At 46.9% G+C, this 24,172-nt stretch carries 24 protein-coding genes; 10 read left to right on the top strand and 14 right to left on the bottom strand.

Annotated elements, in window-relative coordinates; genetic code table 11:
* The first annotated feature begins 129 nt into the window (after positions 1-129).
* The 3 genes from QUA53_RS16730 to ileS all read left to right on the top strand — a co-directional run bounded on the left by QUA53_RS16730 (position 130) and on the right by ileS (position 4,721).
* Complete coding sequence (locus QUA53_RS16730; RefSeq protein ID WP_333096106.1) at positions 130-540, top strand: Npun_F0494 family protein; 411 nt, start codon at positions 130-132, stop codon at positions 538-540.
* Positions 541-704: 164 nt separating this feature from the next.
* Positions 705-869, top strand: coding sequence for a hypothetical protein (locus QUA53_RS16725; RefSeq protein ID WP_216670280.1), 165 nt, complete (start codon positions 705-707; stop codon positions 867-869).
* Positions 870-1,130: 261 nt separating this feature from the next.
* Positions 1,131-4,721 (top strand): isoleucine--tRNA ligase, encoded by a 3,591-nt coding sequence (ileS, locus tag QUA53_RS16720; protein WP_333096107.1) that lies wholly within the window; start codon positions 1,131-1,133, stop codon positions 4,719-4,721.
* A gap of 83 nt (positions 4,722-4,804) precedes the next feature.
* Here ileS and QUA53_RS16715 read toward each other — a convergent pair whose 3' ends face one another.
* The 5 genes from QUA53_RS16715 to QUA53_RS16695 all read right to left on the bottom strand — a co-directional run bounded on the left by QUA53_RS16715 (position 4,805) and on the right by QUA53_RS16695 (position 10,030).
* On the bottom strand, positions 4,805-4,993 hold the full coding sequence (locus QUA53_RS16715; RefSeq protein ID WP_333096108.1) for a hypothetical protein: 189 nt from the start codon (positions 4,991-4,993) through the stop codon (positions 4,805-4,807).
* A 126-nt stretch (positions 4,994-5,119) separates the two neighbouring features.
* Positions 5,120-5,455, bottom strand: a complete 336-nt coding sequence (locus QUA53_RS16710; RefSeq protein WP_190732844.1) for a XisI protein — start codon at positions 5,453-5,455, stop codon at positions 5,120-5,122.
* The gene (locus QUA53_RS16705) at positions 5,443-5,859 is read right to left on the bottom strand and encodes a XisH family protein (RefSeq protein ID WP_333096109.1); all 417 of its coding nucleotides are present in this window, start codon (positions 5,857-5,859) and stop codon (positions 5,443-5,445) included. The genes QUA53_RS16710 and QUA53_RS16705 overlap by 13 nt, the downstream gene beginning before the upstream one ends.
* A gap of 67 nt (positions 5,860-5,926) precedes the next feature.
* Entirely contained in the window at positions 5,927-6,439 is a 513-nt protein-coding gene (locus tag QUA53_RS16700; protein ID WP_333096110.1) for a dihydrofolate reductase family protein, read from the bottom strand.
* 66 nt (positions 6,440-6,505) lie between these two features.
* On the bottom strand, positions 6,506-10,030 hold the full coding sequence (locus tag QUA53_RS16695) for a leucine-rich repeat domain-containing protein (RefSeq protein ID WP_333096111.1): 3,525 nt from the start codon (positions 10,028-10,030) through the stop codon (positions 6,506-6,508).
* A 194-nt stretch (positions 10,031-10,224) separates the two neighbouring features.
* On the opposite strand from QUA53_RS16695, the gene QUA53_RS16690 reads away from it, so the two are divergent.
* Both QUA53_RS16690 and QUA53_RS16685 read left to right on the top strand, forming a co-directional pair.
* Entirely contained in the window at positions 10,225-10,494 is a 270-nt protein-coding gene (locus tag QUA53_RS16690; RefSeq protein WP_333096112.1) for a type II toxin-antitoxin system VapB family antitoxin, read from the top strand.
* Positions 10,491-10,757: a PIN domain-containing protein gene (locus QUA53_RS16685; protein ID WP_333096113.1), complete on the top strand. Its 267-nt coding sequence runs from the start codon at positions 10,491-10,493 to the stop codon at positions 10,755-10,757. The genes QUA53_RS16690 and QUA53_RS16685 overlap by 4 nt, the downstream gene beginning before the upstream one ends.
* Before the next feature lie 164 nt (positions 10,758-10,921).
* On the opposite strand, the gene QUA53_RS16680 is transcribed toward QUA53_RS16685, so the two are convergent.
* Positions 10,922-11,134 carry a hypothetical protein gene (locus QUA53_RS16680; protein ID WP_333096114.1) on the bottom strand — a complete coding sequence of 71 codons (213 nt, stop codon included), beginning with the start codon at positions 11,132-11,134 and terminating at the stop codon, positions 10,922-10,924.
* 3 nt (positions 11,135-11,137) lie between these two features.
* Positions 11,138-11,476, bottom strand: coding sequence for a DUF433 domain-containing protein (locus tag QUA53_RS16675; protein WP_333096115.1), 339 nt, complete (start codon positions 11,474-11,476; stop codon positions 11,138-11,140).
* A 266-nt stretch (positions 11,477-11,742) separates the two neighbouring features.
* Between QUA53_RS16675 and QUA53_RS16670 the strand changes: the two genes are divergently transcribed.
* Complete coding sequence (locus QUA53_RS16670; protein ID WP_333096116.1) at positions 11,743-12,627, top strand: aspartoacylase; 885 nt, start codon at positions 11,743-11,745, stop codon at positions 12,625-12,627.
* A gap of 3 nt (positions 12,628-12,630) precedes the next feature.
* On the opposite strand, the gene QUA53_RS16665 is transcribed toward QUA53_RS16670, so the two are convergent.
* Positions 12,631-13,344: a phosphatase PAP2 family protein gene (locus tag QUA53_RS16665; RefSeq protein ID WP_333096117.1), complete on the bottom strand. Its 714-nt coding sequence runs from the start codon at positions 13,342-13,344 to the stop codon at positions 12,631-12,633.
* 161 nt (positions 13,345-13,505) lie between these two features.
* On the opposite strand from QUA53_RS16665, the gene QUA53_RS16660 reads away from it, so the two are divergent.
* Positions 13,506-14,585: a M23 family metallopeptidase gene (locus QUA53_RS16660; protein WP_333096118.1), complete on the top strand. Its 1,080-nt coding sequence runs from the start codon at positions 13,506-13,508 to the stop codon at positions 14,583-14,585.
* Positions 14,586-14,669: 84 nt separating this feature from the next.
* On the opposite strand, the gene QUA53_RS16655 is transcribed toward QUA53_RS16660, so the two are convergent.
* Positions 14,670-15,233 (bottom strand): Uma2 family endonuclease, encoded by a 564-nt coding sequence (locus QUA53_RS16655; protein ID WP_333096119.1) that lies wholly within the window; start codon positions 15,231-15,233, stop codon positions 14,670-14,672.
* A 46-nt stretch (positions 15,234-15,279) separates the two neighbouring features.
* On the bottom strand, positions 15,280-15,513 hold the full coding sequence (locus QUA53_RS16650; protein ID WP_190662685.1) for a hypothetical protein: 234 nt from the start codon (positions 15,511-15,513) through the stop codon (positions 15,280-15,282).
* Positions 15,514-15,706: 193 nt separating this feature from the next.
* Between QUA53_RS16650 and QUA53_RS16645 the strand changes: the two genes are divergently transcribed.
* Entirely contained in the window at positions 15,707-17,827 is a 2,121-nt protein-coding gene (locus tag QUA53_RS16645) for a flavin-dependent dehydrogenase (RefSeq protein WP_333096120.1), read from the top strand.
* A gap of 38 nt (positions 17,828-17,865) precedes the next feature.
* On the opposite strand, the gene QUA53_RS16640 is transcribed toward QUA53_RS16645, so the two are convergent.
* The 3 genes from QUA53_RS16640 to QUA53_RS16630 all read right to left on the bottom strand — a co-directional run bounded on the left by QUA53_RS16640 (position 17,866) and on the right by QUA53_RS16630 (position 20,436).
* Positions 17,866-19,197, bottom strand: coding sequence for a hypothetical protein (locus QUA53_RS16640; RefSeq protein WP_333096121.1), 1,332 nt, complete (start codon positions 19,195-19,197; stop codon positions 17,866-17,868).
* A 257-nt stretch (positions 19,198-19,454) separates the two neighbouring features.
* Entirely contained in the window at positions 19,455-20,117 is a 663-nt protein-coding gene (locus tag QUA53_RS16635; RefSeq protein WP_333096122.1) for a (2Fe-2S) ferredoxin domain-containing protein, read from the bottom strand.
* Positions 20,118-20,190: 73 nt separating this feature from the next.
* On the bottom strand, positions 20,191-20,436 hold the full coding sequence (locus tag QUA53_RS16630; protein WP_333066856.1) for an Asr1405/Asl0597 family protein: 246 nt from the start codon (positions 20,434-20,436) through the stop codon (positions 20,191-20,193).
* A gap of 355 nt (positions 20,437-20,791) precedes the next feature.
* Here QUA53_RS16630 and QUA53_RS16625 point away from each other — a divergent pair, with 355 nt between their 5' ends.
* A complete protein-coding gene (locus QUA53_RS16625) occupies positions 20,792-21,334 on the top strand; it encodes a Dps family protein (protein ID WP_333096123.1) in 543 nt (180 codons plus the stop codon).
* Between the two features lie 116 nt (positions 21,335-21,450).
* Here QUA53_RS16625 and chlP read toward each other — a convergent pair whose 3' ends face one another.
* Entirely contained in the window at positions 21,451-22,671 is a 1,221-nt protein-coding gene (chlP, locus tag QUA53_RS16620) for a geranylgeranyl reductase (protein ID WP_333096124.1), read from the bottom strand.
* 505 nt (positions 22,672-23,176) lie between these two features.
* Between chlP and QUA53_RS16615 the strand changes: the two genes are divergently transcribed.
* The gene (locus tag QUA53_RS16615) at positions 23,177-23,569 is read left to right on the top strand and encodes a hypothetical protein (RefSeq protein WP_333096125.1); all 393 of its coding nucleotides are present in this window, start codon (positions 23,177-23,179) and stop codon (positions 23,567-23,569) included.
* Positions 23,570-24,172 lie beyond the last annotated feature (603 nt).

Here is a 24,172-nt window from a genome sequence, read left to right as displayed (position 1 = left end):
GAACCAGCGTTAGTGTTCGATTCTATGACTCTTGTCAGGGATACAGTAGCCGATCGCCTATTTCAACTGTCAATGCCTCGCCATATCTGTAACAATTAAAAATATAGTACCTGTTCAGAGGTTTTTTGAATGACTTTTATTCCATCTGAAGCGTTTAAATCTATTAGTTATCCCGATCGCACTGTCAAAAGAGCCGATCGCGCCGTCCGGTGCAGCCCTTTTCAATTACACTTCTTCCAGACAATCCGCGATAACAGCGTTTTCCTAACTGCGATCGCCTCAAACACGGGTGTCGAAAGCGGCTACACTCGATCGCCCGTATCCGAACTCGTAGCCGAAAACTCGCTACTTTGGCTGATCCAAGTCGGCGTGTTGCGACGGGAAGTAGACGGACAAGGGATTACCGACAGTTTTCGCCTCACGCCCCTAGGCCGCCAACTCGTGGAAAAATGGGAACAGGAAGGACAGGGAGTGCCGGCGGCGTCATTGTGCGATCGTATGGGAAATGCCGTTAGCCGCGGGTTGGGACTGTTTCTTTAAGCGTTTATTGCTTGTCCTAGTCCGACAGTCCGACAGGGAATGAATTCCCTGTCTCATAGCAAAAGTCGGTTAAAACCGACTGCAAGTCTCAATTTAACTCGATGTTGAGTTTCGCAATGCACGTTAATCAACCGTCCTCAGTCCTCTTGCAGAGGACTTGCGCTATGAGACAGGGATTTCAATCCCTGTCGGACTCGCCGTCAAACGAGTTAGACCGCGATCGCACCATAGCAGTTTTTGAAGAACCGGGCGATCGCATCCCTGTTCCAACGTTTGCCGAATCCTTCAATCTCACCGTCGGTGAAATGTTCAGTTGGCTGACTGAGTAGCGCCACCTCGATTTGTGAATGATTTAACCGCAGAGGGCGCAGAGGGCGCAGAGGAAGAGAAGAGATCTCTCTACGGATTTGGTTCGATCTAATGTGCGGTCGATCGCCTATACTAGAATATCTGGTTGTCAGCACTTCAAGGACGAGAGAAAACTAAAGTTATCAGTACAAACTTAATTATGATTATTTAACCGGACTTGATATCATCTCTCAAATAACCGCTAACTACTAACAACTAACTACATAAAAAGTTTGTCAAAAATGGAAGCTAAATCTTACAAAGACACGGTAAACCTGCCCAAAACCAAGTTTGATATGCGCGCCAACGCCGTCAAACGGGAACCAGAATTGCAACAATTTTGGACCGATCAAGAAATCTACGATCGCCTTTCGGAAAATAACCCAGGCGATTTGTTCATCCTGCACGACGGGCCCCCCTACGCCAACGGACAACTCCACATCGGCCACGCCCTCAACAAAATCCTCAAAGACTTTATCAACCGCTACCAAATGCTGCGCGGCAAAAAAGTCCGCTACGTGCCCGGTTGGGATTGTCATGGATTGCCGATCGAACTTAAAGTATTGCAGAACATGAAATCGGAGGAACGGCTAAATCTTTCCCCGATCGAACTCCGCCGCAAAGCCGCCGCCTTCGCCCAGCAAACAATGGAACAGCAGCGCGAATCCTTCCAGCGCTACGGCGTTTGGGGCGACTGGAAACACCCGTATTTAACCATGAAACCCGAATACGAAGCCGCTCAAATCGGCGTTTTCGGTCAAATGGTTCTCAAAGGCTACATCTACCGCGGCTTCAAACCGGTTCACTGGAGTCCGAGCTCGAAAACAGCCCTCGCCGAAGCGGAATTGGAATATCCCGAAGGCCACACTTCGCGCAGCATCTACGTCGGCTTTCATGTGAAAAAACTGTCAAAATCCCTGCAAACGAAGCTCAAGCGCTATATGCCGAGCCTCTGGGCGGCGATTTGGACGACTACCCCCTGGACAATTCCGGCAAACTTGGCGATCGCAGTCAATCCTGAACTGACTTATGCGGTGGTGGAACCGCCGGCAAATTCCCACATCGCACAACAATTTATGTTAGTAGCTGTCGATGCGGTCGATCGGCTGTCGGCAACTTTTAACACTGAATTAAAGATACTTGCTACCTTCAAAGGCAAAGAATTAGAAGGTTGTATTTACAAACACCCGCTGTTCGATCGCGAAAGTCCGATCGTTGCCGGCGGCGACTACATTACCGCTGATTCCGGGACAGGGTTGGTGCACACCGCACCCGGCCACGGACAAGAAGACTTTATCGTCGGGAAACGCTGTGGTTTGCCAGTTTTAACGCCCGTAGATGAGAACGGAAATTTCACCGCAGAAGCCGGACAGTTCGCAGGTTTAAATGTCCTCGGAAATGGCAATGCAGCAGTCATTGATGCCCTTGCTGAAGCAAATTGTTTGATTAAAGAGGAAAGTTACGCTCACTCTTATCCTTACGATTGGCGCACCAAAAAACCAACAATTTTTCGGGCGACAGAACAGTGGTTTGCCTCGGTTGAAGGGTTCCGAGATGAAGCCTTAAAAGCGATCGCGGATGTGAATTGGATTCCCGCCCAAGGGGAAAATCGGATTACTGCAATGGTGGGCGATCGGTCGGATTGGTGTATTTCTCGCCAGCGGACTTGGGGCGTTCCGATTCCCGTATTCTACGACGAAGAAACCAACGAACCGCTGTTAAATGAAGAAACGATCGCCCACGTGCAAGCCATCTTTGCCGAGAAGGGTTCGGATGCTTGGTGGGAATTGTCGATCGGCGAATTGCTGCCGGAATCTTACCGCAATAACGGCCGCACTTACCGCAAGGGAACCGACACGATGGATGTGTGGTTTGACTCGGGTTCTTCCTGGGCCGCAGTTGCCCAAGGTCGATCGGAATTAAACTATCCTGCTGATATCTATTTGGAAGGTTCAGACCAACACCGCGGCTGGTTTCAATCGAGTTTGCTGACCAGTGTAGCAACAAACGGCGTCGCTCCTTACAAAACAGTTTTGACTCACGGTTTTGTGCTAGATGAAAAAGGCCGCAAGATGAGCAAATCTGAAGGCAATGTCGTCGATCCAGCAGCCGTAATTAAGGAATATGGAGCCGATGTTTTGCGGTTGTGGGTGTCTTCGGTAGACTACTCTGCAGACGTGCCTTTGGGCAAAAACATTCTCAAACAGCAATCGGATGTTTACCGCAAAATTCGCAATACAGCTAAGTTTTTACTGGGCAATTTGCACGATTTCGATCCGGCAAAAGATGCAGTGGCTTACGAGGAATTGCCGGAACTCGATCGCTATATGCTGCACAGAATGGGCGAAGTTTTTGCGGAAGTCCAAGATGCTTTTGAAAGCTTCCAATTTTCCAGATTTTTCCAAACTGTGCAGAATTTCTGCACGGTAGATTTATCTAATTTTTACTTGGATATTGCCAAAGACAGACTTTACATCAGTGCGACAGATACCCTTCGCCGCCGCAGTTGTCAGACAGTGATTGCAATTGCTGTGGAGAATTTAGCAAGGGCGATCGCACCTGTTTTGTGTCACATGGCTGAGGATATTTGGCAGTACCTTCCCTATCCAACTCCTTACAAGTCAGTATTTGAAGCCGGCTGGGTGCAAGTTGATGCAAAATGGCACAATCCAGAATTGGCTACTCGCTGGCAGTATTTGCGGCAAGTGCGCGGCGAAGTTAACAAGGTTTTGGAAAAAGCCAGGATGGAAAAGGCGATCGGTTCTTCTTTGGAAGCTAAGGTTTTGCTGTACGTTCCCGATGTTGAGAAAAGAGAGCAATTGCAAGCTTTGAATCCCAGCAGCGAAGAATTGGTGGATTATGTGCGATCGCAAAATTCCCTCATCGAGTTAGCCGCAGAGGAGAAAGCAAAAGCAGCACAAGATAAACAGGAAGAACAAGCGGCAAAAGTTGCCAAAGTCTTGACAGAAAACAAAATTTATGTTGAGGCGGAAACGATCGCAGAAAAGAGCGATCGACGTTCTGAAATAGTAGAGTATTCTGTCCCTGAACTGTCGGCTTCAGATTCTGGGCAAATCTTAGATCGAGCCGCCGAGTTTGTGGCTAATTTGCCTGAATACGCGGGCAACTTTTTTACAGAATACCAACAAGCGCTGGTAACACTTGGGCTGTTAGCCTCTGTGTTGATAACGGGCAGAGTAACGCTGGCGATTTTGGATACGATCAATCAGATTCCGATGTTGGGAGGCTTATTGGAAGTCATCGGCATCTTATTTACAATTTGGTTTGCTTTCCGTCACTTGTTGTTTGCCGCCAACCGTCAAGAAATTGCAGAACAAATTGATTTCCTGACAGCAGATGTGGTGGGCCGGAGTACAGCCCTTGTGCTTGCAGAAACAAAGGCGATCGTCCTCGCACCGGCATTAGATACAGCGCTTGTGCTTGTAGAAACACAGGCGATCGCACAAACAGCCCCAGCCGAAAAAGTGTTTGTAGAAACACCCCAAATCCCGACAGCAGAATTAGTTGCGATCGAACCCAAACCCGAAATTCCTGCTGAAATAGCTGTAACGCACGATTCTACAATGACCGGCAGCGGTGTAGATGAACTGCGGTATTTGTTCATTACTTCGGAAGTGGAACTGGTAGAATCGAATGCAGTTATCCAGGAATTGCCGTACAGTTACCAGTCTCCAGAGTTGGCGATTGGTGTAGTCAAAGCAGACGGTGAAAAGTGCGATCGCTGCTGGAACTACTCTACTCACGTCGGAGAGTCGATCGAACATCCGCTAATTTGCGAACGCTGCGTGTCAGCAGTAGACGGCAAATTCTAACGTAGACTGCGCTTCGGGAAAAATTCTTGAGTTTGTGGTAGCCACATTCAGCCCGAAGCGCACCTTACAATAACTTCATTTACTTATTTCTGATTAAAAAAACGGCAGACGATTTCACCAGGGTTGTTTTGTCCGAACGCCAAAACAGTTCCATCTTTCTTAACTGTAGTGCGATCGCGGCAATTGTAGATTTCCAGAGGCTGTTTAACTCCATTAACACTAAGAATTACCCTGTATTCCCAATAGTTTTTCGCACTGCGTTTGATATCCACAATGCAAATCTCGCTTCCTTGATAATTGCGGCATACAGAGGCATCAGCAGGAAGCGCGACCCAGAAAAAAGATATTAATAACAAAAAGTAGCAAACACATTTCATCATCTGCGATCGCCTTTTCCTTTACGCTACTCCGAACCCAGTATGCGGACGCTTGTAAGGTGGATGCAACCCCAACACAATATCCTCCTCAGACACTCCCATCTCCACAAATTCCCGTGCAATATCCACTTCTGTCATATTGCGCTGAATCCAAATTTTACTATCCTTAATATCCAAATGAATGAAACAGTTGTATATCCGCTTTAGTCCCTCCCAGCCAACATCTAGTAACTGATAGTGGTCATGTTCCCCATCAAAAACAAGCTGGCATTCAACGTCTGAATTAGGCTTTTCTAGCGTTGCTTGTTGAGTTAGCAATTTGCGGATACACTGGCGGTAATGCTCTACTCTTTCCATTCCACAATTACCTCCTTTTGCGGATCGTAAACGACGAGTTTAAGTTGATAGACATTGACCGCTTCTTGTATAAATGGCTCTTGAAAAAACGAGTCAAAAGTATCAAATGGTACTGCTAGATACAGTGTTCTGTCCGGTTCTTTGATTTGTAAGGCAAGCCGATAATTCAAAAATTGACCCAAGGCGAGATGAAAGTCAGTAATTGCAGAGTTGTTGAGGAAGCTTTTAATTTCAACAGCAATTTTTTGCCCTAATTTTTCCGCTGCCAAAATCTTTTCTGTGGCTAAATCAATCTCAAACTTAACACCCTGAATTTTGACGATCAGCGGATCTGCGGTGATTTCCCACTCCTCCTTCTGAAGCGCTTTTTTGACAGCATCGTGAAATAAATCTCTAGCAGCCATTTCTCCCTCATACAGCTTCTATATCTATCTTATAGCAGCCAAAGCGCGCAAGCTGCTGCGATCGCCCTCAAGTCGCTATCTCATAAGATAGCTGAACCATACCAGAACTATATGTCTGACATCCAGTTAAGTGCAAAGCTGTAGTATTTATGGGATTAGTAAATAAAGGAATTCCCTCGCCCAAAATAAGCGGATGAACCGAGAGAATCACTTCGTTGACAAAGTTTTGATTCAGGAAATCGCGAATCAGCAGAGAACCTCCCACCAACCAAATATTCTTGCCCTCAAGCAAGCGCAAATCATTGACAAAATCCTCTAAATCTGTTACCACTTCGACATCACAAGTGGCTTGAAAATCTAGATTTTTAGTAAAAACATAACTCTTTTTTTCTTGGTAGGGATACTCGCCAAAAGTTAGAACTTGTTCGTAAGTTTTCCTACCCATGAGAACCGTATCGATGCTATCTAAGAATTTACTATAACCGTAATTTTGGTCGGTAAACAGCCAGTCAATATCGCCGTTCGATCGCGCGATATAACCGTCTAAACTAGATGCAATGAATAGTACAATTTTACGCATGGCAAAACCCAGGTTTTTGGAATAATTGGGGCTATCGTCGCCCCAACTACCTTAATTTTAAATGATTTAGTGTCGTGACGGTAGCTTGAGTTCGATACCCAGCTTTTGACCGACATCGATCGCCTTATCAGCAAAATCAGTCACGCCTGCGATGCCAACTCCGATCGCAGTACCCGCCGCTACAAGAGCTGTTAAGCTTTTCTTTAATCGAGTTTTATTCCATTGATTTTCCGGTTTCTTGATTTCGGTTTCGACATCTTCAATATCTATAATTATCCCCTCGCGGATGTCTTCGGGAAACTGATCGGCGGTTTCACGCATCGAGGAAATCAGTTTGAAAAGTTCGGCGGTATTGGTGTTATTGTTTTGCACGGATTGATTGCCAGCAACTTCGGCACTGTTCGACGAACCGCCGATATTGCCGGAGAAGTTAGCACCTTGAAAAGCACCTTGAAAGTTGTTGGTTTCAGAAGAATTTTGAGTCATTTTTGCTTCGGCTTTATTAATAATTGGTCTAGTAACAGCTAGTTTAGCGATATCTACAAGGTCGTCATATTCTCTTCCGTATTTTCCCATTTCTCGATCGCCCATTTGGTTTCTGCGCCGAAGTTCGATCGACTCATACCCATCCAGCAACTTCCGCAAATTCAGACGCAGCTTAAGTTTACCGACAAGCTTTGTATTTTCGCCCATATCCTCCAGCCCTAGCAATTCATCATAATCCAGCGGATCGGCATCGGGATAACCCGGAACCGGCACCCATTGACTGATTTCCAGATTGGCAAAAGAATTGTGGATTTTGGTAAACGTATCGCGAATCATGCTGAGGAAAGAACGCCGCGTCGATTCCCGCCCGCTAACGGCAATAAAGATTTTCTTATCTTCCGGGTCAGATTTGATACGGGCGATGTTGTACACCTCAGCGCCTTCGGTGTACTCCAGCATAACCCCCGTGCGCCAGTGGGTGCGGTTGTGGATTTTCTCGTGCATGAGGACGATGAAGCGCGAGAGGATGCTGTCGGGGAGGATGCGGTAGTGATATTGAAATTCCAGGGTTTCGCCTTGGAGTTCGGTGTTTTCCGGTTCCTCTTGGGGCAAGATGCCGGGGATGAGGAAAGTCGGCGCGGGACAATGGCTGACGGGGAAGCAGAGTTCAAATTCGCCCATCAACCCGGTGAGGCAGTGGTAGCGGTGGCTGGGATATTTATTTGGGTCGAGGATGCGGCTGAGGTCGGCGTAGGTGAGAATGCCTTTGGTTTTGACTTTGAGTGCGTCGTCGCTGAGGAGGGCATAGATGCCTTCTGTCACCCAGTGGGGATTGAGGATGTTGGTGGATTGCAGGATCGGGTGTTCGCGGAAGTTGAGGACAATGCCCAGGTTGTGCAGCAGTCCGATCAGTTGGGTTTGGTCGGTTTCTTCAAAGATGTTTTCTTTGGCGCAGATGGTGGCGTATTCGCTGATGCTGATGATGTCTTTGTCGAGGTTTTCCAGGCGCTGCTTGACTTGGAACCAGCTTAGCGGCAAAAGATCGTAGACTTCTTTGAGTTGGGAGATTTCCGTGTGGATGGCGCTGCGGAGTTCGTCGATGCCGGTTCCGCTTTGGCAAGAGGTTTCGATAATCGCTTTGATGTTGGGATATTTGTCGCGCAAGGCTTTGCGGTTGAGATCCAGGGGTTGTTCGTCGCATTTGTTGCCGACGAGGATGACGGGGGATGCGTCGCCGAAGCTTTCGATCAGTTTCAGCCACTCTTCCAGGCAGTTTGTCTTTTCGTTGTCGCGGCAGTTGCACACCAGCAGGTAGAGGCTGCGTTTGGTAAGGAAAAATTGGTGGGTGGCGTGGTAGATTTCTTGTCCGCCGAAGTCCCAGACGTTGAGTTTGACGGGTTTGGTGTTGACTGTAATTTTCCAGTCTGTGATGTTGAGTCCGTCGGTTTGGAGTTCGTTGGGGTTGTATTTGTTGTTGGTGAGGCGGTTAATTAGGGAGGTTTTGCCGACGCTGCTTTGCCCGACGAGAAGGACTTTGGCTTCGTTGAGGGGGAGAACTTCGCCGCTGCGGAGTTGCCGCAGGTAGTTGAAGATGGTGGCGGGAGTACCGGGGGCTTCGTTCCGGTTGGCGGGCCCTAGAACTTCTGGAGAAATGGGCAGGGGATTGTCACGGAGATCCAGGTATTTAAGTTGTGGCAGTGTTTCCAAGTATTCAGGAATAGTCTCAATCTGATTGTTACTGAGGGAAATCTGTGTCAAATTGGACAGTTGGGCGATCGCTTCTGGGATTTGGGTAATTTGATTGTTACTGAGGTAAAGATGTGTCAAATTAAACAGTTGGACGATCGCATTTGGGATTTGGGTAATCTGATTGCTATTGAGGAAAAGCACTGTCAGATTAAACAGTTGGGCGATCGCATTTGGGATTTGGGTAATCTGATTATTATTGAGGTAAAGATGTGCCAGATTATTCGACAGTTTGCCGAGCGCCTCTGGGATGGAGGTAATCTGATTGCTACTGAGCTCAAGCTGTGTCAAATTGGACAGTTTGCCGAGCGCCTCTGGGATGGAGGTAATCTGATTGCTACTGAGGGAAAGCTGTGTCAAATTGGACAGTTGCCCGATCGCTTCTGGGATGGAGGTAATCTGATTGTTTATGAGGACAAGCTGTGTCAGATTCGACAGTTGGCCGATCGCTTCTGGGATTTGAGTAATCTGATTGTTTATGAGGACAAGCTGTGTCAGATTCGACAGTTGCCCGATCGCTTCTGGGATTTGGGTAATCTGATTGTGACTGAGGTTAAGCAGTGTCAAATTGGACAGTTGGTTGATCGCATCTGGGATTTGGGTAATTTGATTGAAACTGAGCTCAAGCCATCTCAGATTCGGTAGTTGACCGATCGCATCTGGGATGGAGGTAATCTGATTGCTACTGAGGTCAAGCTGTGTCAGATTCGGTAGTTGACCGATCGCATCTGGGATGGAGGTAATCTGATTGAAACTGAGGTCAAGTTGTGTCAGATTCGACAGTTGCCCTATCACATCTGGGATGGAGGTAATCTGATTGAAACTGAGGTCAAGCTGTGTCAGATTCGACAGTTGCCCTATCGCCTCTGGGATGGAGGTAATCTGATTGCCTATGAGGATCAGCCATGTCAAATTTGATAGTTTGCTGATCGCATCTGGGATTTGTATAATCTGATTGCCACTGAGGTCAAGCTGTGTCAGATTCGACAGTTGCCCGATCGCCTCTGGAAGTTCTGTTAAACCAATACTGGTTAAATTTAAACTCTTTAATTGCTTCATTTCCAGCAGCAATTCTGGTATCGTTCCGAATGGATTGCCACTGAGGTCGAGCGATCGCAAATTTCCCAGATATCGCACTTCCTCCGGCAGTGCGCTTAATTGATTCGTAATCGGCTGCGGAGTCCATTTACTACCAACACTGCTGGATTGATATACCTTCCCCAAAACCAGAGTCTCAAGCTGCGTGCACTTGCCAATCTCCGGCGGCAATTCCTCCAAGTCCAGCCCCGACAAATCCAGTTCCGTCAAATTTTCCTCGGCTGCTTGGTCAATTCGCCGCACTGCTTCCTCTCGCGTCATGCCCTTTGTCTCTCGGTATGATTCATTTTATTGTGACAGGAATTTTCGCTTGGTGGGCAGTTGCCCGCGCGTCACAATCAAAGAAACCGGGTTTTTTTTTGTTTCTACACTGTCATGCGTCTTCTGGGCCAAAACCCGGTTTCTGAGCGACGCATCACAACTATAATAAAATAACGGTTACAAGAGGAAAGCCAATGGTGACGAGCCTGAATGTGGATACGGCACTGCTGCAAGAGGCGATCGAACTTGAGGGAGAAATTGAGTTGGAGACTCTAGTTGAAATCGCCTTGCGCGAATACATTCAACGCCGCAAACAGCCACAGAATCTCGAACTTAGCTTTGGAGAATCTCTCAGTGCATTTCGTGAAAAATATCAACTGCACGAACTGGGTTTAAATCCTGATGAAATTTGGGGAGAAGTTCGCGATCGAACTTTTGCAGGACGCGAGGTCATCTTTGAATGACGCTGCATTATTTACTCGATACCAACATTATCTCGGAACCTGTTCGTCCTCTTCCGAATGCGAATGTGATGACTAAACTAATTGAGGCAAAATCCACGGTAGCGATCGCCTCGATCGTTTGGCAGGAAGTTCTGGTGGGCTGTTATCGAATGCCAGATTCTAAGCGTCGCAGTGCGATCGAAGCTTATCTTCAGGAAGAAGTGAAAGTAAAATTACCAATTTTGCCCTACACCCAAGAAGCGGCTGAGTGGTTCGCCGCATAACGAGCAAGACTCATCCCGATCGGACTTACACCGTCTTATGCTGATGGGCAAATTGCAGCGATCGCTAAAGTCAATAATCTGATTCTAGTGACACGAAATGTTGCTGATTATGCAAACTTTCAAGACTTGGCAATCGAAAACTGGTTTTCTTAAACTTAATCGATTTAATTATCTGTCTGATGAGAAACAATAATGCGATCGATTTCTTCCCGGTGGCGATCGTAATAACGCCAAGCATTAATCTCCGGATCGAGAGTGCTTTTTGGGGGTGTACCAATTTCGCCCACTGACCAAACTACTAAATCAGGGCGTTTTCGCCGAAGTTGTGTAGCATAAATCGGCGTAACATTCTCGTCCATTAAATATTTGAGCGCCATCGATCAAGCACCCTGGATAACAGATTGTCTTTCCCGTTCAGCTTTCAATTTTCGCAATCTTTCTGTCGCCGGATGGGGATTTGCTACTTGGTTCTTTCGCTGCTGATGCGACCATTCCAACCAATCTTGCAAATATCTACTTACTGATTCTTGATTTTGTAAATAATACAAAATAGTTGTATAAACTTCTGCCAAAGTTAGAGTGGGATAGAGTTGCTGAATTTCTTCAGGGGTGCGTTCCCGATAAAGATACTCATACAGTACCGTCTCAATCCCGATGCGATGTCCTTTAATGCGAATATCATCCGGTGCTAAGAAATCAAAATACTCATTCAGTCCCATATCTAAAATCCCTCTTTTATCTATCTACTATTCTACTATTCAGTTTGATGAGAAACAATGATGCGATCGATTTCTTCCCGGTGGCGATCGTATTTTTTTATGTAGTGACGAGAAATACCCGGATAAACCGGGTTTTTCAGTTCTGCGTGTGATACCTACTTAAACTTTAGCTAATCTAAATATAAACACATAATCAACCTCAATATCATGTTTATTACCAACTGATGACAAAGGGTGATACGATTGGGATAGGAACTTATTTGTTTATGAACCAAATTAAACGTGTTGCCATAGTGGGAGGAACCCACGGAAACGAACTTACAGGAATTTACCTCGTGAAGAAATTCGATCGCGCGCCAGAGTTAATTGGGCGATCGACTTTTGAAACAATCGTCCTGCTAGCCAATCCCAAAGCTTGCGAAATCGGGACACGCTACATCGATATCGACCTCAACCGCTGCTTTAGAAAGCAAGATTTAGAAAATCCCCATCTCTCCAGCTATGAAGCGCAGCGGGCGAAAGAAATCTACCGCCTTTTTAGCTCAAAAAATACTCATCTGCCAAACTTAATTATCGATTTGCACAGCACCACGTCCAACATGGGGTTAACTTTTATTCTCGCCAGCCATCATCCATTTAACCTGCAACTAGCAGCTTATTTAACCTCTGTGTATCCCCACCTCAAGGTACTCGCTTCTACAACCAAGAATCATGATAGTCCTTTGCTGCGATCGCTTTCCGAATTAGGCGGTACGCTGGAAGTTGGTGCAGTGCCACAAGGCGTCTTGGATGCGTCTTTATTTCAGCAAACTGAGCAAGTTGTCTGCCGAATTTTAGACTGCGTAGAAGCCTACAATCAAGGCACAATGCCTGCTGCAAAAAATCCCCTGACTATTTATCATACCATTGGGGCGATCGACTATCCCAGAAACGAGAACAGAGAAATTCAGGCAATGATTCATCCTCATCTGCAATTCAGAGATTATCAAGCCCTGAATCCCGGCGATCCGATGTTTTTGACCTTGGATGGTGAGTCGGTATTGTATGAAGGTAAATCAACCATATATCCAATTTTTATTAACGAGGCTGCTTACTACGAAAAAGGAATTGCCATGTGTTTTACCCAAAAGCAAATAGTTGTTAGTTATTAGTCATCAGTCATTAGTTATTTCTTGAGAGGGTTCTGGTGACAAAAACTCTTCTTCAGAAGGCGCACTAACAGAACGAAATTGCTTCCATACTTCCAAACTGAGAATACAGGCAATCAGCCACACCAAACCCGCCGTATAACCGGCAATAACATCGGTAGGCCAGTGAACTCCTAGGTAAAGCCGGCTCAAACCAATAGCAGCAATTAATACAACTGTCAAGCTGTAAATCCACCAGCGTTGCCTGGGAAAGCGCGAACCCAAGAAATATCCTAACAAACCGTAAATAACCATTGAAATCATCGCGTGTCCGCTAGGAAAACTGTAAAAGCGAACGTCAACAACGCGCTCCCAAAGTTGAGGTCTAGCGCGCGCAAAAAGTTTTTTTAACAGTAGATTTAAACCTACCGCCCCTGCGCCAGTAACTGCAATAGTTGTGGCTTCGGAGTTATGTTTGCGGATCCATAATATAATACCCAAACTCACGCTCAGGGCTAGCAGCAAATTTGGCTCTCCCAAAAATGTAAAGGCGAGCATGATGCGATCGCGCAGCGGAGTGTGAAGGCTCCTAAGATATAGTAAAATAGATTTATCGAAAGCGTAGGTTTCCTTTTCCAAAACCTCTTCGGCAATAGTGGCAAATCCCCACATCGCCAAAGCAGCAACACCAAGCCCTGCCAGCCGAATTATCGAAATGAGCGATCGAATTTTAGAGCGCATTTTTTAAGTAATTTCAACTTTTAAAAGTTTCAACTGAAAATAATACAACAACTATCGGAAACGAAAACACCTTACCGATCGTCAAGATTCTTGAGCCACTTTATTCTGAATCATTAATTGATTTTTCACTACCCACCTCAGCTTTTACATCCCACCGGCGAATGACTATACTATCAAAAAAATACATTTCTGCAATTTTGTTGACCTGTGGGTTGACAAGTCTTGCTAGTTGTGAGAATAACAGCGGAGTAAGTGCCCCGATCGCCGAAGCCCACACGATCGCCCAGCGTCTGGTTTCGACCGCAGTCGCCCAAAAGCCGAACAACCCGCAGTTCGGTCAGCCGATCAACTGTACCCTAGGAAAAGACTGTTTTGTATTGCTGTATTTCGATCGAGAACCCGGCCCCACCGCCGTCGATTTTGGCTGCGGGCGCCAAACCTACGACGGGCACGACGGCACAGACTTTGCCATTCCCGACGCCAAAGCAATGGCAAAAGGAGTTCCAGTTATTGCCTCCGCTGCAGGCAAAGTTTTGCGAGCACGAGATGGTGTGGTCGATCGGCGTTTACAGAACGATACAGACAAAGCCAGCATCGCAGGCACAGAATGCGGTAACGGCATGGTAATCGACCACGGCGCAGGCTGGGAAGCGCAATACTGCCACCTCCGCAAAGGAAGCGTTGCCGTCAAACCGGGGACGCAGGTACAAAAAGGCACTGTTTTGGGCATGGTGGGAAACTCTGGGATGGCATCTTTCCCCCACGTACACGTAACTTTTCGCTATCAAGGCAAACCCGTAGATCCGTTTGTCGGGCCCGACGCGAAGGCAGGCTGCAACATCGCCCGCAATCCTATTTGGGACAAGCCTCTAGACTATATTTCCACAGGTTTAATTCGGGCCGGTTTTGCCAATAAGCCACCCGATATCAACGCTGTCTGGGAAGGACAATTTTCCGAGACTCAACTCCCTGCAAACAGTCCAGCTTTGTTGTTTTGGGTGCAAAGTTACGGAGTGCTCAAGGGCGATCGCGAACAATACAAATTATTTGCACCCAACGGCACAACAATCGCTGACCAAACCAATGAAATTAAAGCCCCCAGCCGCACTTGGTTGGGTTATGTCGGCAAAAGAAACAGTACAAATTCTCCTCTGACTCCCGGAGTTTGGCGGGCCGAATATCGGTTGACGCGGGGCGATCGAGTTTTGACAGAAGTCAAGCGAGAAGTAGAGTTGCGTTAGTCCGTTGACTGTTGACTGTTAACTGTTGACTGTTGGCAGTAGGGAAAAGTAAAAAATATTAAAAATAGGACACTCTTCCAAAGATTATTTCAGCAGCCAGCCAAATAATTCTCCGACACTCAACCGCAGTTCGCTAGCGAAGGACGGCACAGGTAGCAGCATTTCGGGTTCATCAAATACTGCTGTCTGTTGCTGGGGAACATAAACAAATACGCATTGTTCGTCGGGATCTATCAGCCAGCCCATTTGAGTTTCATGATTTAAGCAGTGCAGAATATTTTTAGTAATTTTAGTTTGACTTTGGTCGGGCGACAAAATCTCAATTGTCCAATCAGGAGCTATGGGAAAGACATTAGCAATTTCGCCGTTCTCATCGGCGGGAATTCGGTTCCAGACAAATACTGAAATATCAGGCACTGTTGACCTTCCGCCAAAGGTACAGCGGAGTTCGGGAAATGCTCGTGCAACCTTTTGGGCTTTTAATATAGCGTTAATGACAATAATTAGTTCACATTGAATCGCACTGTGTTTCCCTTGTGGCATTGGCTTCTGAATAATTTGATTATCAATGTATTCGCTGGCAGGTTTAGTTTCGGGTAGTTGGAGAAACTCTTCTAAAGTTAAGGATTTTAATCTTGTTTGTACCATTTTAAGTTCAGCTCTAATGAAGTAGATCTTTTAGCCGCAGTCTAGTCTACGGCAAATTGTTCCAAGCTTGAGCCACAATGTCGCTCAGCCATAGCCTCTGAGCAAAATCGAGCAGATTGTCGTCCGCGAGTACCTCAGCCTTCAATTCATCCAAAGACTGAGATCGCGATCGAGCTATTTGAATCACACCCGCGATCGCCGACGCCACCAATTCTTCATTCAGCGGCTGCTGTCGCAAAGCAATCATTTCTTGAGGATTCGTAGGAATGGGATAATTCATAGAAGTGCATACCGAAAGGAGTAGATATTCAGCCACTGCGGGCCAACCGAGAGCAAGAGCGATCGAAAACCTAAAAATCTGAGAACATTGTAAACTTATTTAAAACTCAATAAGTATTCGGGAGTATAGCCTACTTTGCTCCCTTGTCAACTCCCCCATCTTTATTAATTTATTCAGAATTGAGAGCCTAATCATGCAAGAAATTCTTTATCTAGAAGTCCCGACACCGGATACAGCAGCCGTCTGCACTTGGTTGCAGCACGAATTCGATCCCGGAATCGGAGAAAAAATTATTACTGCTGACGGCTTTCGACTGCTTTCACCAGCCACAACAGCCGAGGTTCTCAAGTCTGGAACTCAAAAGGCCAATCCAAAACCCGCATTGGCTGACACCAATTCAGGAAACCAAAATTGGCGATCGACAGAACTTTCCACCTTTGTCTGGTCACTGCAACGCACCACTTATTTAAAAGTCTTTCGTGTAGAAGAGGCGCCTGCGGGAGAAAAAAAGTTCCTGGAAGCTCTGAATCTTGCTGTGAGAAACAAGTTTCCCGATCGCTACCGGGAACCCCCTGTCATAGACCTCTCCAAACAGTCAATTTTTGAGGCTCTTGCCCCCTATTACCCCCTCACTGTCAAATACTTCCAAAAAATGCCTCAAGGCGAATACGACCTCAAGCGCGTCTACTGGTGGGAACAGCGTTGGCGTGAAGGCACTAGCAATCCTCAAAAGCCAAAACAAGTAGTGTTTTTGAAGGAACAGGGAACAGGGAAGAAGGCAGAAGACACGATTTTGATGTCTGATTCTGGCGATACTTTTTACGACTTAATTTATATTGGCGGGGCCTTGGGAGTGATTCACGCCGCAGTCATGGCGAGATTAGGCTACCGGGTGCTGCTAGTTGAACGAATGCCTTTCGGGCGAATGAATCGCGAGTGGAATATTTCACGGGACGAAATTCAAAGCTTAATTGATTTGGGTTTATTTACTGCAGCAGAAATAGAAACTTTGATTGCCCGAGAATACAAAGATGGCTACAACAAGTTTTTTGATGCTAACAATCCACCCGTAGCTAAAGCGCCAGTCCTGCACACACCAAAGGTACTAAATGTAGCTTTGGACGGGGAGAAATTGCTGAATTTAGCGGGAGTTAAGCTAACAGAAGCTGGTGGAGAAATCTGGGACGAAACTGAGTTTATCAGAGCCGATGTTGAAGCAGAAAAAGTAGTAGTTCAAGGCCGCCACTTGCCGACCAAAGCCGATCGCACTGCATTAGGACGGCTGTTGGTGGATGCCATGGGTTCTGCTTCTCCGATCGCTTGGCAATTGAACGAAGGGCGGACTTTTGACAGCGTTTGTCCGACAGTGGGGGCAGTCATCGACGGAGGATTTGAGCCGGGAGTATGGGATTCCGATTACGGGGATGTACTCTACACTCACGGGGACATTTCCCGTGGCCGCCAGCTCATTTGGGAGTTGTTTCCCGGCGCGGGCACAGAATTAACAGTTTATCTATTTCACTACCACCAAGTACATCCCGATAATCCCGGTTCTTTGCTGGAAATGTACGAGGATTTTTTCGCAATTTTGCCGGAATACCGTCGCTGCGATGTCGATAAATTAGTGTGGAAAAAACCGACCTTTGGTTATATTCCTGGGCATTTTAGCAGTAACAGCGGCGATCGCTCCGTGGCGATCGATCGCCTAATCTCGATCGGCGACGCAGCATCCTTGCAATCTCCCCTTGTTTTCACCGGCTTCGGCTCCCTCGTCCGCAATCTTTTTCGCTTAACAGACCTGTTGGATACAGCATTAAAGCACAATTTGTTGACGGCAAATCACTTAAACCAAATTCGCGCCTACCAGAGCAATGTGTCAGTAACTTGGCTATTTTCTAAAGGGATGATGGTTCCTACCGGGAGCAGTTTGCCACCCCAAAGAATTAATTCAATTCTCAATACCTTTTTCGGTATTTTGGCAGCACAAAAACTCGCCGTAGCCGAAACTTTTATTAAAGACAGAACTGACTGGCTAACTTTCAATCGACTGGCGATCGAAGCAGCCGGAAAAAACCCTTCTCTCCTTTTGTGGATTTTAGATTTTGTCACCTTGGGGGATATTTGGCGCTGGCTGGGAAGTTACTTGAATTTTACTCTGCTGGCTTTGGCCAGTTTGCTATTCGGATGGCTTCCCAGCTTCGCCCGCAAGGTACAGCCTTGGTTGGAACCCCGGTATCCTGCTGTTTGGCTGTGGCTGTTGGCTACCAGCTATGCTCTCACCTACGGCATGGGAAAGGGGAGAAAAGAGTGTTGAGTTTTGAGTGTTGACTCAAAACTAGCAACTTCAGTTCGCTATCGAAAACTCGGCAATTCAATTTCAGCTAGCGATCGACGTTTTTTAGAAGCCCGCAGCGGACTGGCAATCAAGCTCAGCCAGTCTGGTTGGGCGACTGCTGTAGGTTTTGCCACACTCGATCGCACTTCTTGAATACCAAAGGTTTCAACAGAGTTCAAAATTTGAAAAGCCCTAGCCAATTCTTGGGCCTCCTCTTTGGTAGCAGTTTCCGGTTCAGACTCAGCCATCGGCAGTTCAGGTTCCGCAACCGGTTCGGCCGAGTCAGTTGCAGGCTCATCAGGTTGGTAGGTTTCGCTCTTCTGCAATTGAATGCCGGATACTTCGGCTAATTTGTTGAGTTCTAGAGGGGCTGGGGATTCAGGCTCGATCGCCTCGGCAGCAGCGGCTACCTCTGGAAGCTCTTCTGGTTCCGACCAAGGTTGGACAGGGGAAGCGTTGAAGGCTGGCGGCACCGGCATCTGAGAGCTTTTGACCGCCGCGAGCAAAGATTCTAATTGTGCGCTGGCGGTGTCCAGATTATTGTCAGGCGGCTCGATCCTCGGCGACTTTACCTGCGGCCTGTCCAAGCTTCTTTCCAAAGCAGCTTTGAATTGCAGAGTGTGGCGCTGCTGGCGGTGCAAACGGGCTCGCAATTCCCTGCAAATATTTTCTGTGGCTACTAACTGGTGTAACTGTTCGTTGTAGCGCTGCACAGTAGACGCACATTCTCGCTCAACAGTCGCTAGCCTGACTTGGCTGGTTGCCAACTGACTTCTTAAAGTTTCGACTAAAATTTCTTGACTTTGAAGGGTTTGATGGGAAACTTCCACTTTGCCAAACAGCCGCGTCAATTGTTCTTGAGTATTTTCGAGTTCTGCAGTCCGCTGTTCTAGCAAAGCTTCGCGATTCTGCAAGGTTTTTTGGGACGCTTCGAGAGCTGTTTCTAGCTGGGCGATCCGCTGCAAAAGGTCGCGGTTGCATTCGTGCAGAGCTTGCATGAGGGTGACTGGGGTTGATCCTTTGCCCTTGGCCTGTTCGGCATTCCCAAGCATATTTTTTAGATTATCTGAAATCGGGGGCGAGCCCGCCTCAGTAGGCTGTGTCGGAGATTGCGAATTTTTCGTTTCCGGTTTTGTGGGAATTGCATCTACGCTGATGGCGTTGGGAAAATCTACTGTTTGCCAGTCTTCTTCTGGCTGTTGGGGAACCGTTGCCGGAGTGTCTGTCGCATCGGGGGCGATCGGCTCAAAACCCCCAGTAGCAGCAAAATCTGACTGCAATGGTTCGGTATCGGATGGAACAGCAGGGTGCGATTGGTGCTGATGGGCTCGAAGATCAGCTTCTGACATGGCTTTTTATCCCAATACTCACAGGGTCTCAGATACAGTCTATCCTTAGATATTCTCCCGAAGGAAGCCCCTAAGTGATAGTTGTTGTCATTTTTTCTGTTTTTTCGGACAATAGCCTCTAAATCGAGTGGCGCGATCGAACTACAACCCGAACTCAAATTAAGGCGTAAGATGGGCCTGTGAGTTTTTCGCCCAGAGTCCTATTAAAATAATTTTTCCCGATCTCTCACGCACTGTTTCGGTATCCCGGCGATCGCCTAAGCTTTAACAACTGCACAATGTTTGTCAATAATTGCTGGAACTTCTGCCGGTGCAATGCGGCTGTAGCGAGTTTTGTCCGGCATCACAACTATATTTGGGCCCGCTTTACACTGTTTGAGACATCCGGTTCCCTGTACTGTCACTTTGTCTTCTAAACCGCGCGCATTCAAAGCATTTTCTAAAGCTTTACAGACTCCTCCAGCGCCCCGCTTCAGGCAGTCTGATTTTTGACATACTAATATTTTGGTTTGGGTTTTTGCCGGAGCTTTTACAGTTTGAGCTGCTGTGGGAGAGGTGAATTCGCTTTTGCCGATCGCGCGATCGTCGGATGTCAATACCGCAACAGGCCCATTGGTGGAGTCAAGGAGTTCGTGCGATCGATCATTGTTACCCTGAGCCAGCTTGAGGCTGCGAGCTTTAAGTTTTATTTTACCGTTTTTCAAATTGAGTTCTTTCTCACCTACAACTTGAACTCTCAACCCCGGTGTCAAAATAGGTGACAGAAATGACCGCAATTCCTTGCAAAGTTTAACAAGATATTCTACTCCGCGATCGCTACTAATTCGCAAATATTTAAGTTTACACCCATCTTCAATAATCAGGCCGAGGATTTCTCCCTCTAAACTGAATTCGGAAACTTGCTTGCCAGATTTATACATTGTTATAACTCCTTTAAATCCGTTACATCCGTTACATCTTGTACGCTGCTCTTGACCTAACTTCCTATTTCCTTTAGCCCCTTTGCCAGCAGCACTCCAGCCACTGCACGAGTTCGCCCTTCGGGGCACTGACTTGCCTCAACACGCTCTTTAACTGAGCAGCTTGTTTGACAGTGTTGACTTTTGCCCGCAAAGGTTGGTCAACCGCACACCAGCAGGGAATTTCTAGTTCTTGCAAGCGTTTGTAAACTTGCCACCTATCTAGCCAACTAACTTGCACAATGTCACAAACTTCTAATTCTGGATCTGCTGGATTCATTTTTTGACAACAGTAATAATTTGCATTAATTTTTACCCTGACTGATAGCGGGCAGAAGTTCAAAGCTAGATTTCCGAAGAACCTCAAGGATTATCAACAGCCCTTCCTAAAAAATTTTGCCTTTTACCCTCTGCCTTCTGCCTTCAGAAGGTTCGCCCCACTTTCAGGAAGCGTTCAGAACGAGGATCTTTTTAAAGCATAACCCAACTGCTAATAATTCTCAATAGGTTTAGAAAAAAAATTTCCTACTCTATAAAATCTTCCACTATCGAGGCAGACGCTGCTTGACTGGTAAATTTACAGTGCTAGACTGACTCTATTGGCAACAAAACTGCCTATTGAGAGGAGAACACACATGGCTGAGACTCAGAGTGCATTGAGACCGTTTGGCCACATAGCCGAAAACCCAGTTCTACTGGAACATTCAGTCACAGCACCGATTTGTGAAGGGATGAACGCGCTGCTGGCCAGTTTTCAGGCTCTATACCTGCAATATCAAAAACATCATTTTGTGGTGGAAGGGGCAGAATTTTACTCCTTGCACAAATTCTTTGAAGAAAGCTACGGAGAAGCTCAAGATAGCGTCCACGAGTTGGGCGAACGGTTAAATGGGTTGGGCGGCATACCGGCAGCTAGCTTTAGCAAGTTAGCCGAACTGTGCTGTTTTGAGCCGGAAGCCGACGGCGTATATTCCTGCCGCCAAATGCTAGAACACGATTTGACAGCGGAACAAGCTATTATAGTTTTGCTGCGCCGTCAAGCAGGACAAGCAGAAAGTTTGGGCGATCGAGCTACGCGCTACCTCTACGAAAAAATCCTGCTGAAAACCGAGGAACGGGCTTATCACATTTCTCACTTCCTCGCCCCCGATACCTTAGTGCAGTTGAACTTGAACTAACAATTCTTCTTCCTCTTCCTTCGCGCATTTGGGGTTCGTTATCTTAGATCGAAAAAAAAGCGGGCAGTCATAAAACTGCCCGCTTTTTTATACAAAGTGTGCTTGTCCGGAGGGAATTAAGGCGCTAAAGCATTGCCGCGCAACAAGCTACCAATGGTTTTGGCGGTAATCTTCATCTGGATGAAGGGATTAGCCGGTACCACGGTTTTATACAAATAGCTATCGAATGTGAGCTTTTGCACATCGCGATCGGCACACATTTCCACAAAAGCTTCGCGAGTAGCATCGGAACGGTAAAATACGCGCTGCAAAATGTCGAGAACTTTGTAAGTAATGCCGTAGGCTTTATCCCACCGCTTTAGGTAAATCTTAATTTCCTCTTCAGTCGGAATGCGCGCGCCTTTATTGGAAATCTCCACAATAGTTTCGGCGCACATCCGGCCAGACTTGGCAGCAAAATAGATACCTTCGCCGGAAGACTTGGTAACGTAACCTGCAGCGTCGCCTACGAGAGCAACTCGGCCGACAACCCGCCGAGGACGCGGATGTTCCGGGATAGGGTGAGCTTCCACTTTAATAATCTCACCGCCCATCAATTTTTTGGCAGCGCGGGCGCGGATGCCTGCTTGCAGCTTTTTGATACTGGCTTGATTGACTTTCATCGTGCCTGTGCCGACGGCTACGTGGTCGTATTTGGGGAACACCCAAGCGTAGAAGTCGGTAGATACGTCATCGCCGACGTACATTTCGGCTAAGTCGTGGTAGTAAGCCATTTTATCTTCCGGCAGGCGGATGCGTTCTTGGAAGGCGATCGCATAATTGTAATCACCAGCGTCGATCGCCTTTGCTACGCGGGAGTTAGCGCCGTCAGCCCCGATTACCAAATCCACCTTCAGAGTTTTCTGAATTCCCATTGCGCTGCCGTCGGAGTGGTCGGCATAGTGGAGAGTATAGGGGTCTGTATTGTTGCCGGGAATTTCTAATTTGTGAACGGTGCCGTTAATCAGTTTTGCACCCAAGGAAGCTGCCCGATCGCGCATGAAGCCATCGAGCACTTCGCGGCGGCACATACCGATGTATTCATGTGCGTTTTCAATATTGATATCCACCTCGACGTTGGAGGGGGAGATCATTTTCATTTTTCTGACTTGGCGGTCAATAATATTTTGCGGCAAGTCAAATTCGCTGACCATGCACAGGGGAATCGCCCCACCGCAGGGTTTGGCGTTGTCTAATTTACGCTCGAATAGGTATGTTTCGATGCCTGCTTTTACCAATGTTTCGGCGGCGGAAGAACCCGCAGGGCCTGAACCTACTACTGCAACCCTTAGTGTCAAAGCTTTTCTCTCCAGTTTTTTTCTATAGGCATTACTCAGGTGTGATGGTATCACGGAGTTTGGATGCGGTGGGGTGAAGCAGGGGAGATTTCAATGAAATGAAACAGAGCTTAACAGTTCGATACGAAAATCGGGTCTGGGGCGAGGCGTGCGATCGAATATCTTAAATCTTTAACGGCAGATGAACGCGGATGTGCGCTCATGTGCGTTGATGTGCGCTGGTGTGCGATCGAACTTCTAATAACAAGCTTTCGGGCTTGTTCCACAACAGATGAATTTTCTGCTTGTGGGGTGGGTTTCTAGGCTGAACAAGCTTTCGGGCTTGTTCCACAACAGATGAATTTTCTGCTTGTGGGGTGGGTTTCTAGGCTGAACAAGCTTTCGGGCCTGTTCCACAACCGATGAATTTTCTGCTTGTGGGGTGGGCATCTTGCCCGCCCCTAAGAGGTTAGAACCAGTACAATAAGTTACATTAAAGTTACTTGCACTTATATCTAAAATTCTTATGCTCGGTAATTTTCAACAAAGCAACCTGCGGATTGAGCTTGAAGCTTCCGAAACAGCGATTAGAGACAGCTTGTTGCGTCCGAGTCAATTGCAGCAGTGGCTGTGGCCGCAACAGTTGTCTAGCGATTTGCCGGAAGAATTTACTCGAGGTTTGACCTTTACAAGTTGGCTGGGCCCCGTGGCAGTTCAGCATCACGTTGATATTGTTGAGCACAATTGTCTGCGGCTGTTATTGAGTCAGGGAATTGACGGATTTCACGAGTGGTATTGGGGCGATGGTTGGGTGCAGTCTCGGTTGGAGGGGGTGTCGCTGCTGCCGCTGAATTTGGGGCAAACCGCCAGTTTACTGCGACTGCGGGAGTTTGTAGCGGGGAAGGGTAAGCGGAAGTAGATAAATGACTCTCCAAAATCCTGAGAACAAAGTCTGGTAGTCCTGCATAGCAAGGAAAAATTCTCAATCCTTTTAGGGGTAAAGAAGCGTTGTATTGATGAATAAAATACCACAAAGGTTCCACATGATTTGAGTGAGAGCTTTTTAGATTAGGAAAGGCTCTTTCTTACAACAATAGCGAGATATCCTGTTCATCAGGGAGTTCTTGCATCTTTAGAGATCAGAAGTTTTGCCCGTATCTTTCCCGACAGATTTGTGTCGCTGGCGAGGCAAAACTTTTTTATATGCGACCCAAAAATCTGTATAATAGACAGCACATCGTCTCTCAACTACTGGGACTGAATCTGACAAACCTTTAGCACCCATTTCAACTAGACTTCCTATATATAGCCATCCTAAATCATTTGTGAATTTCTTACTCCCTCCCCTTACTAAGGGGAGGGTTGGGTGGGCTGGGGTAAAAAATTTACGACTCATGTAGGGTTGCTATAAACCCCTAGAATTTCTTTGGTTAAGGCATCTATTGGCAGCTCTTTCCACTGCTTGTTCCCCTTATTGCCTACAAACGACTATATTTGATCGTGTTGGATCGTTAGCTTGCCT

The organism is Microcoleus sp. Pol12B3 (assembly GCF_036701355.1).
Classification (GTDB): Bacteria; Cyanobacteriota; Cyanobacteriia; order Cyanobacteriales; family Microcoleaceae; genus Microcoleus.
Note: the sequence above shows the minus strand (reverse complement) of the source record. Positions and strands in the feature narration are given on the sequence as shown.

Coding starts and splice junctions, on each gene's coding strand:
- QUA53_RS16730 (WP_333096106.1), top strand. CDS start 130: ATGACTTTTATTCCATCTGAAGCGTTTAAATCTATTAGTTATCCCGAT.
- QUA53_RS16725 (WP_216670280.1), top strand. CDS start 705: ATGAGACAGGGATTTCAATCCCTGTCGGACTCGCCGTCAAACGAGTTA.
- ileS (WP_333096107.1), top strand. CDS start 1,131: ATGGAAGCTAAATCTTACAAAGACACGGTAAACCTGCCCAAAACCAAG.
- QUA53_RS16710 (WP_190732844.1), bottom strand. CDS start 5,455: ATGGAAAGAGTAGAGCATTACCGCCAGTGTATCCGCAAATTGCTAACT.
- QUA53_RS16705 (WP_333096109.1), bottom strand. CDS start 5,859: ATGGCTGCTAGAGATTTATTTCACGATGCTGTCAAAAAAGCGCTTCAG.
- QUA53_RS16700 (WP_333096110.1), bottom strand. CDS start 6,439: ATGCGTAAAATTGTACTATTCATTGCATCTAGTTTAGACGGTTATATC.
- QUA53_RS16695 (WP_333096111.1), bottom strand. CDS start 10,030: ATGACGCGAGAGGAAGCAGTGCGGCGAATTGACCAAGCAGCCGAGGAA.
- QUA53_RS16690 (WP_333096112.1), top strand. CDS start 10,225: ATGGTGACGAGCCTGAATGTGGATACGGCACTGCTGCAAGAGGCGATC.
- QUA53_RS16685 (WP_333096113.1), top strand. CDS start 10,491: ATGACGCTGCATTATTTACTCGATACCAACATTATCTCGGAACCTGTT.
- QUA53_RS16680 (WP_333096114.1), bottom strand. CDS start 11,134: ATGGCGCTCAAATATTTAATGGACGAGAATGTTACGCCGATTTATGCT.
- QUA53_RS16675 (WP_333096115.1), bottom strand. CDS start 11,476: ATGGGACTGAATGAGTATTTTGATTTCTTAGCACCGGATGATATTCGC.
- QUA53_RS16670 (WP_333096116.1), top strand. CDS start 11,743: ATGAACCAAATTAAACGTGTTGCCATAGTGGGAGGAACCCACGGAAAC.
- QUA53_RS16665 (WP_333096117.1), bottom strand. CDS start 13,344: ATGCGCTCTAAAATTCGATCGCTCATTTCGATAATTCGGCTGGCAGGG.
- QUA53_RS16660 (WP_333096118.1), top strand. CDS start 13,506: ATGACTATACTATCAAAAAAATACATTTCTGCAATTTTGTTGACCTGT.
- QUA53_RS16655 (WP_333096119.1), bottom strand. CDS start 15,233: ATGGTACAAACAAGATTAAAATCCTTAACTTTAGAAGAGTTTCTCCAA.
- QUA53_RS16650 (WP_190662685.1), bottom strand. CDS start 15,513: ATGAATTATCCCATTCCTACGAATCCTCAAGAAATGATTGCTTTGCGA.
- QUA53_RS16645 (WP_333096120.1), top strand. CDS start 15,707: ATGCAAGAAATTCTTTATCTAGAAGTCCCGACACCGGATACAGCAGCC.
- QUA53_RS16640 (WP_333096121.1), bottom strand. CDS start 19,197: ATGTCAGAAGCTGATCTTCGAGCCCATCAGCACCAATCGCACCCTGCT.
- QUA53_RS16635 (WP_333096122.1), bottom strand. CDS start 20,117: ATGTATAAATCTGGCAAGCAAGTTTCCGAATTCAGTTTAGAGGGAGAA.
- QUA53_RS16630 (WP_333066856.1), bottom strand. CDS start 20,436: ATGAATCCAGCAGATCCAGAATTAGAAGTTTGTGACATTGTGCAAGTT.
- QUA53_RS16625 (WP_333096123.1), top strand. CDS start 20,792: ATGGCTGAGACTCAGAGTGCATTGAGACCGTTTGGCCACATAGCCGAA.
- QUA53_RS16615 (WP_333096125.1), top strand. CDS start 23,177: ATGCTCGGTAATTTTCAACAAAGCAACCTGCGGATTGAGCTTGAAGCT.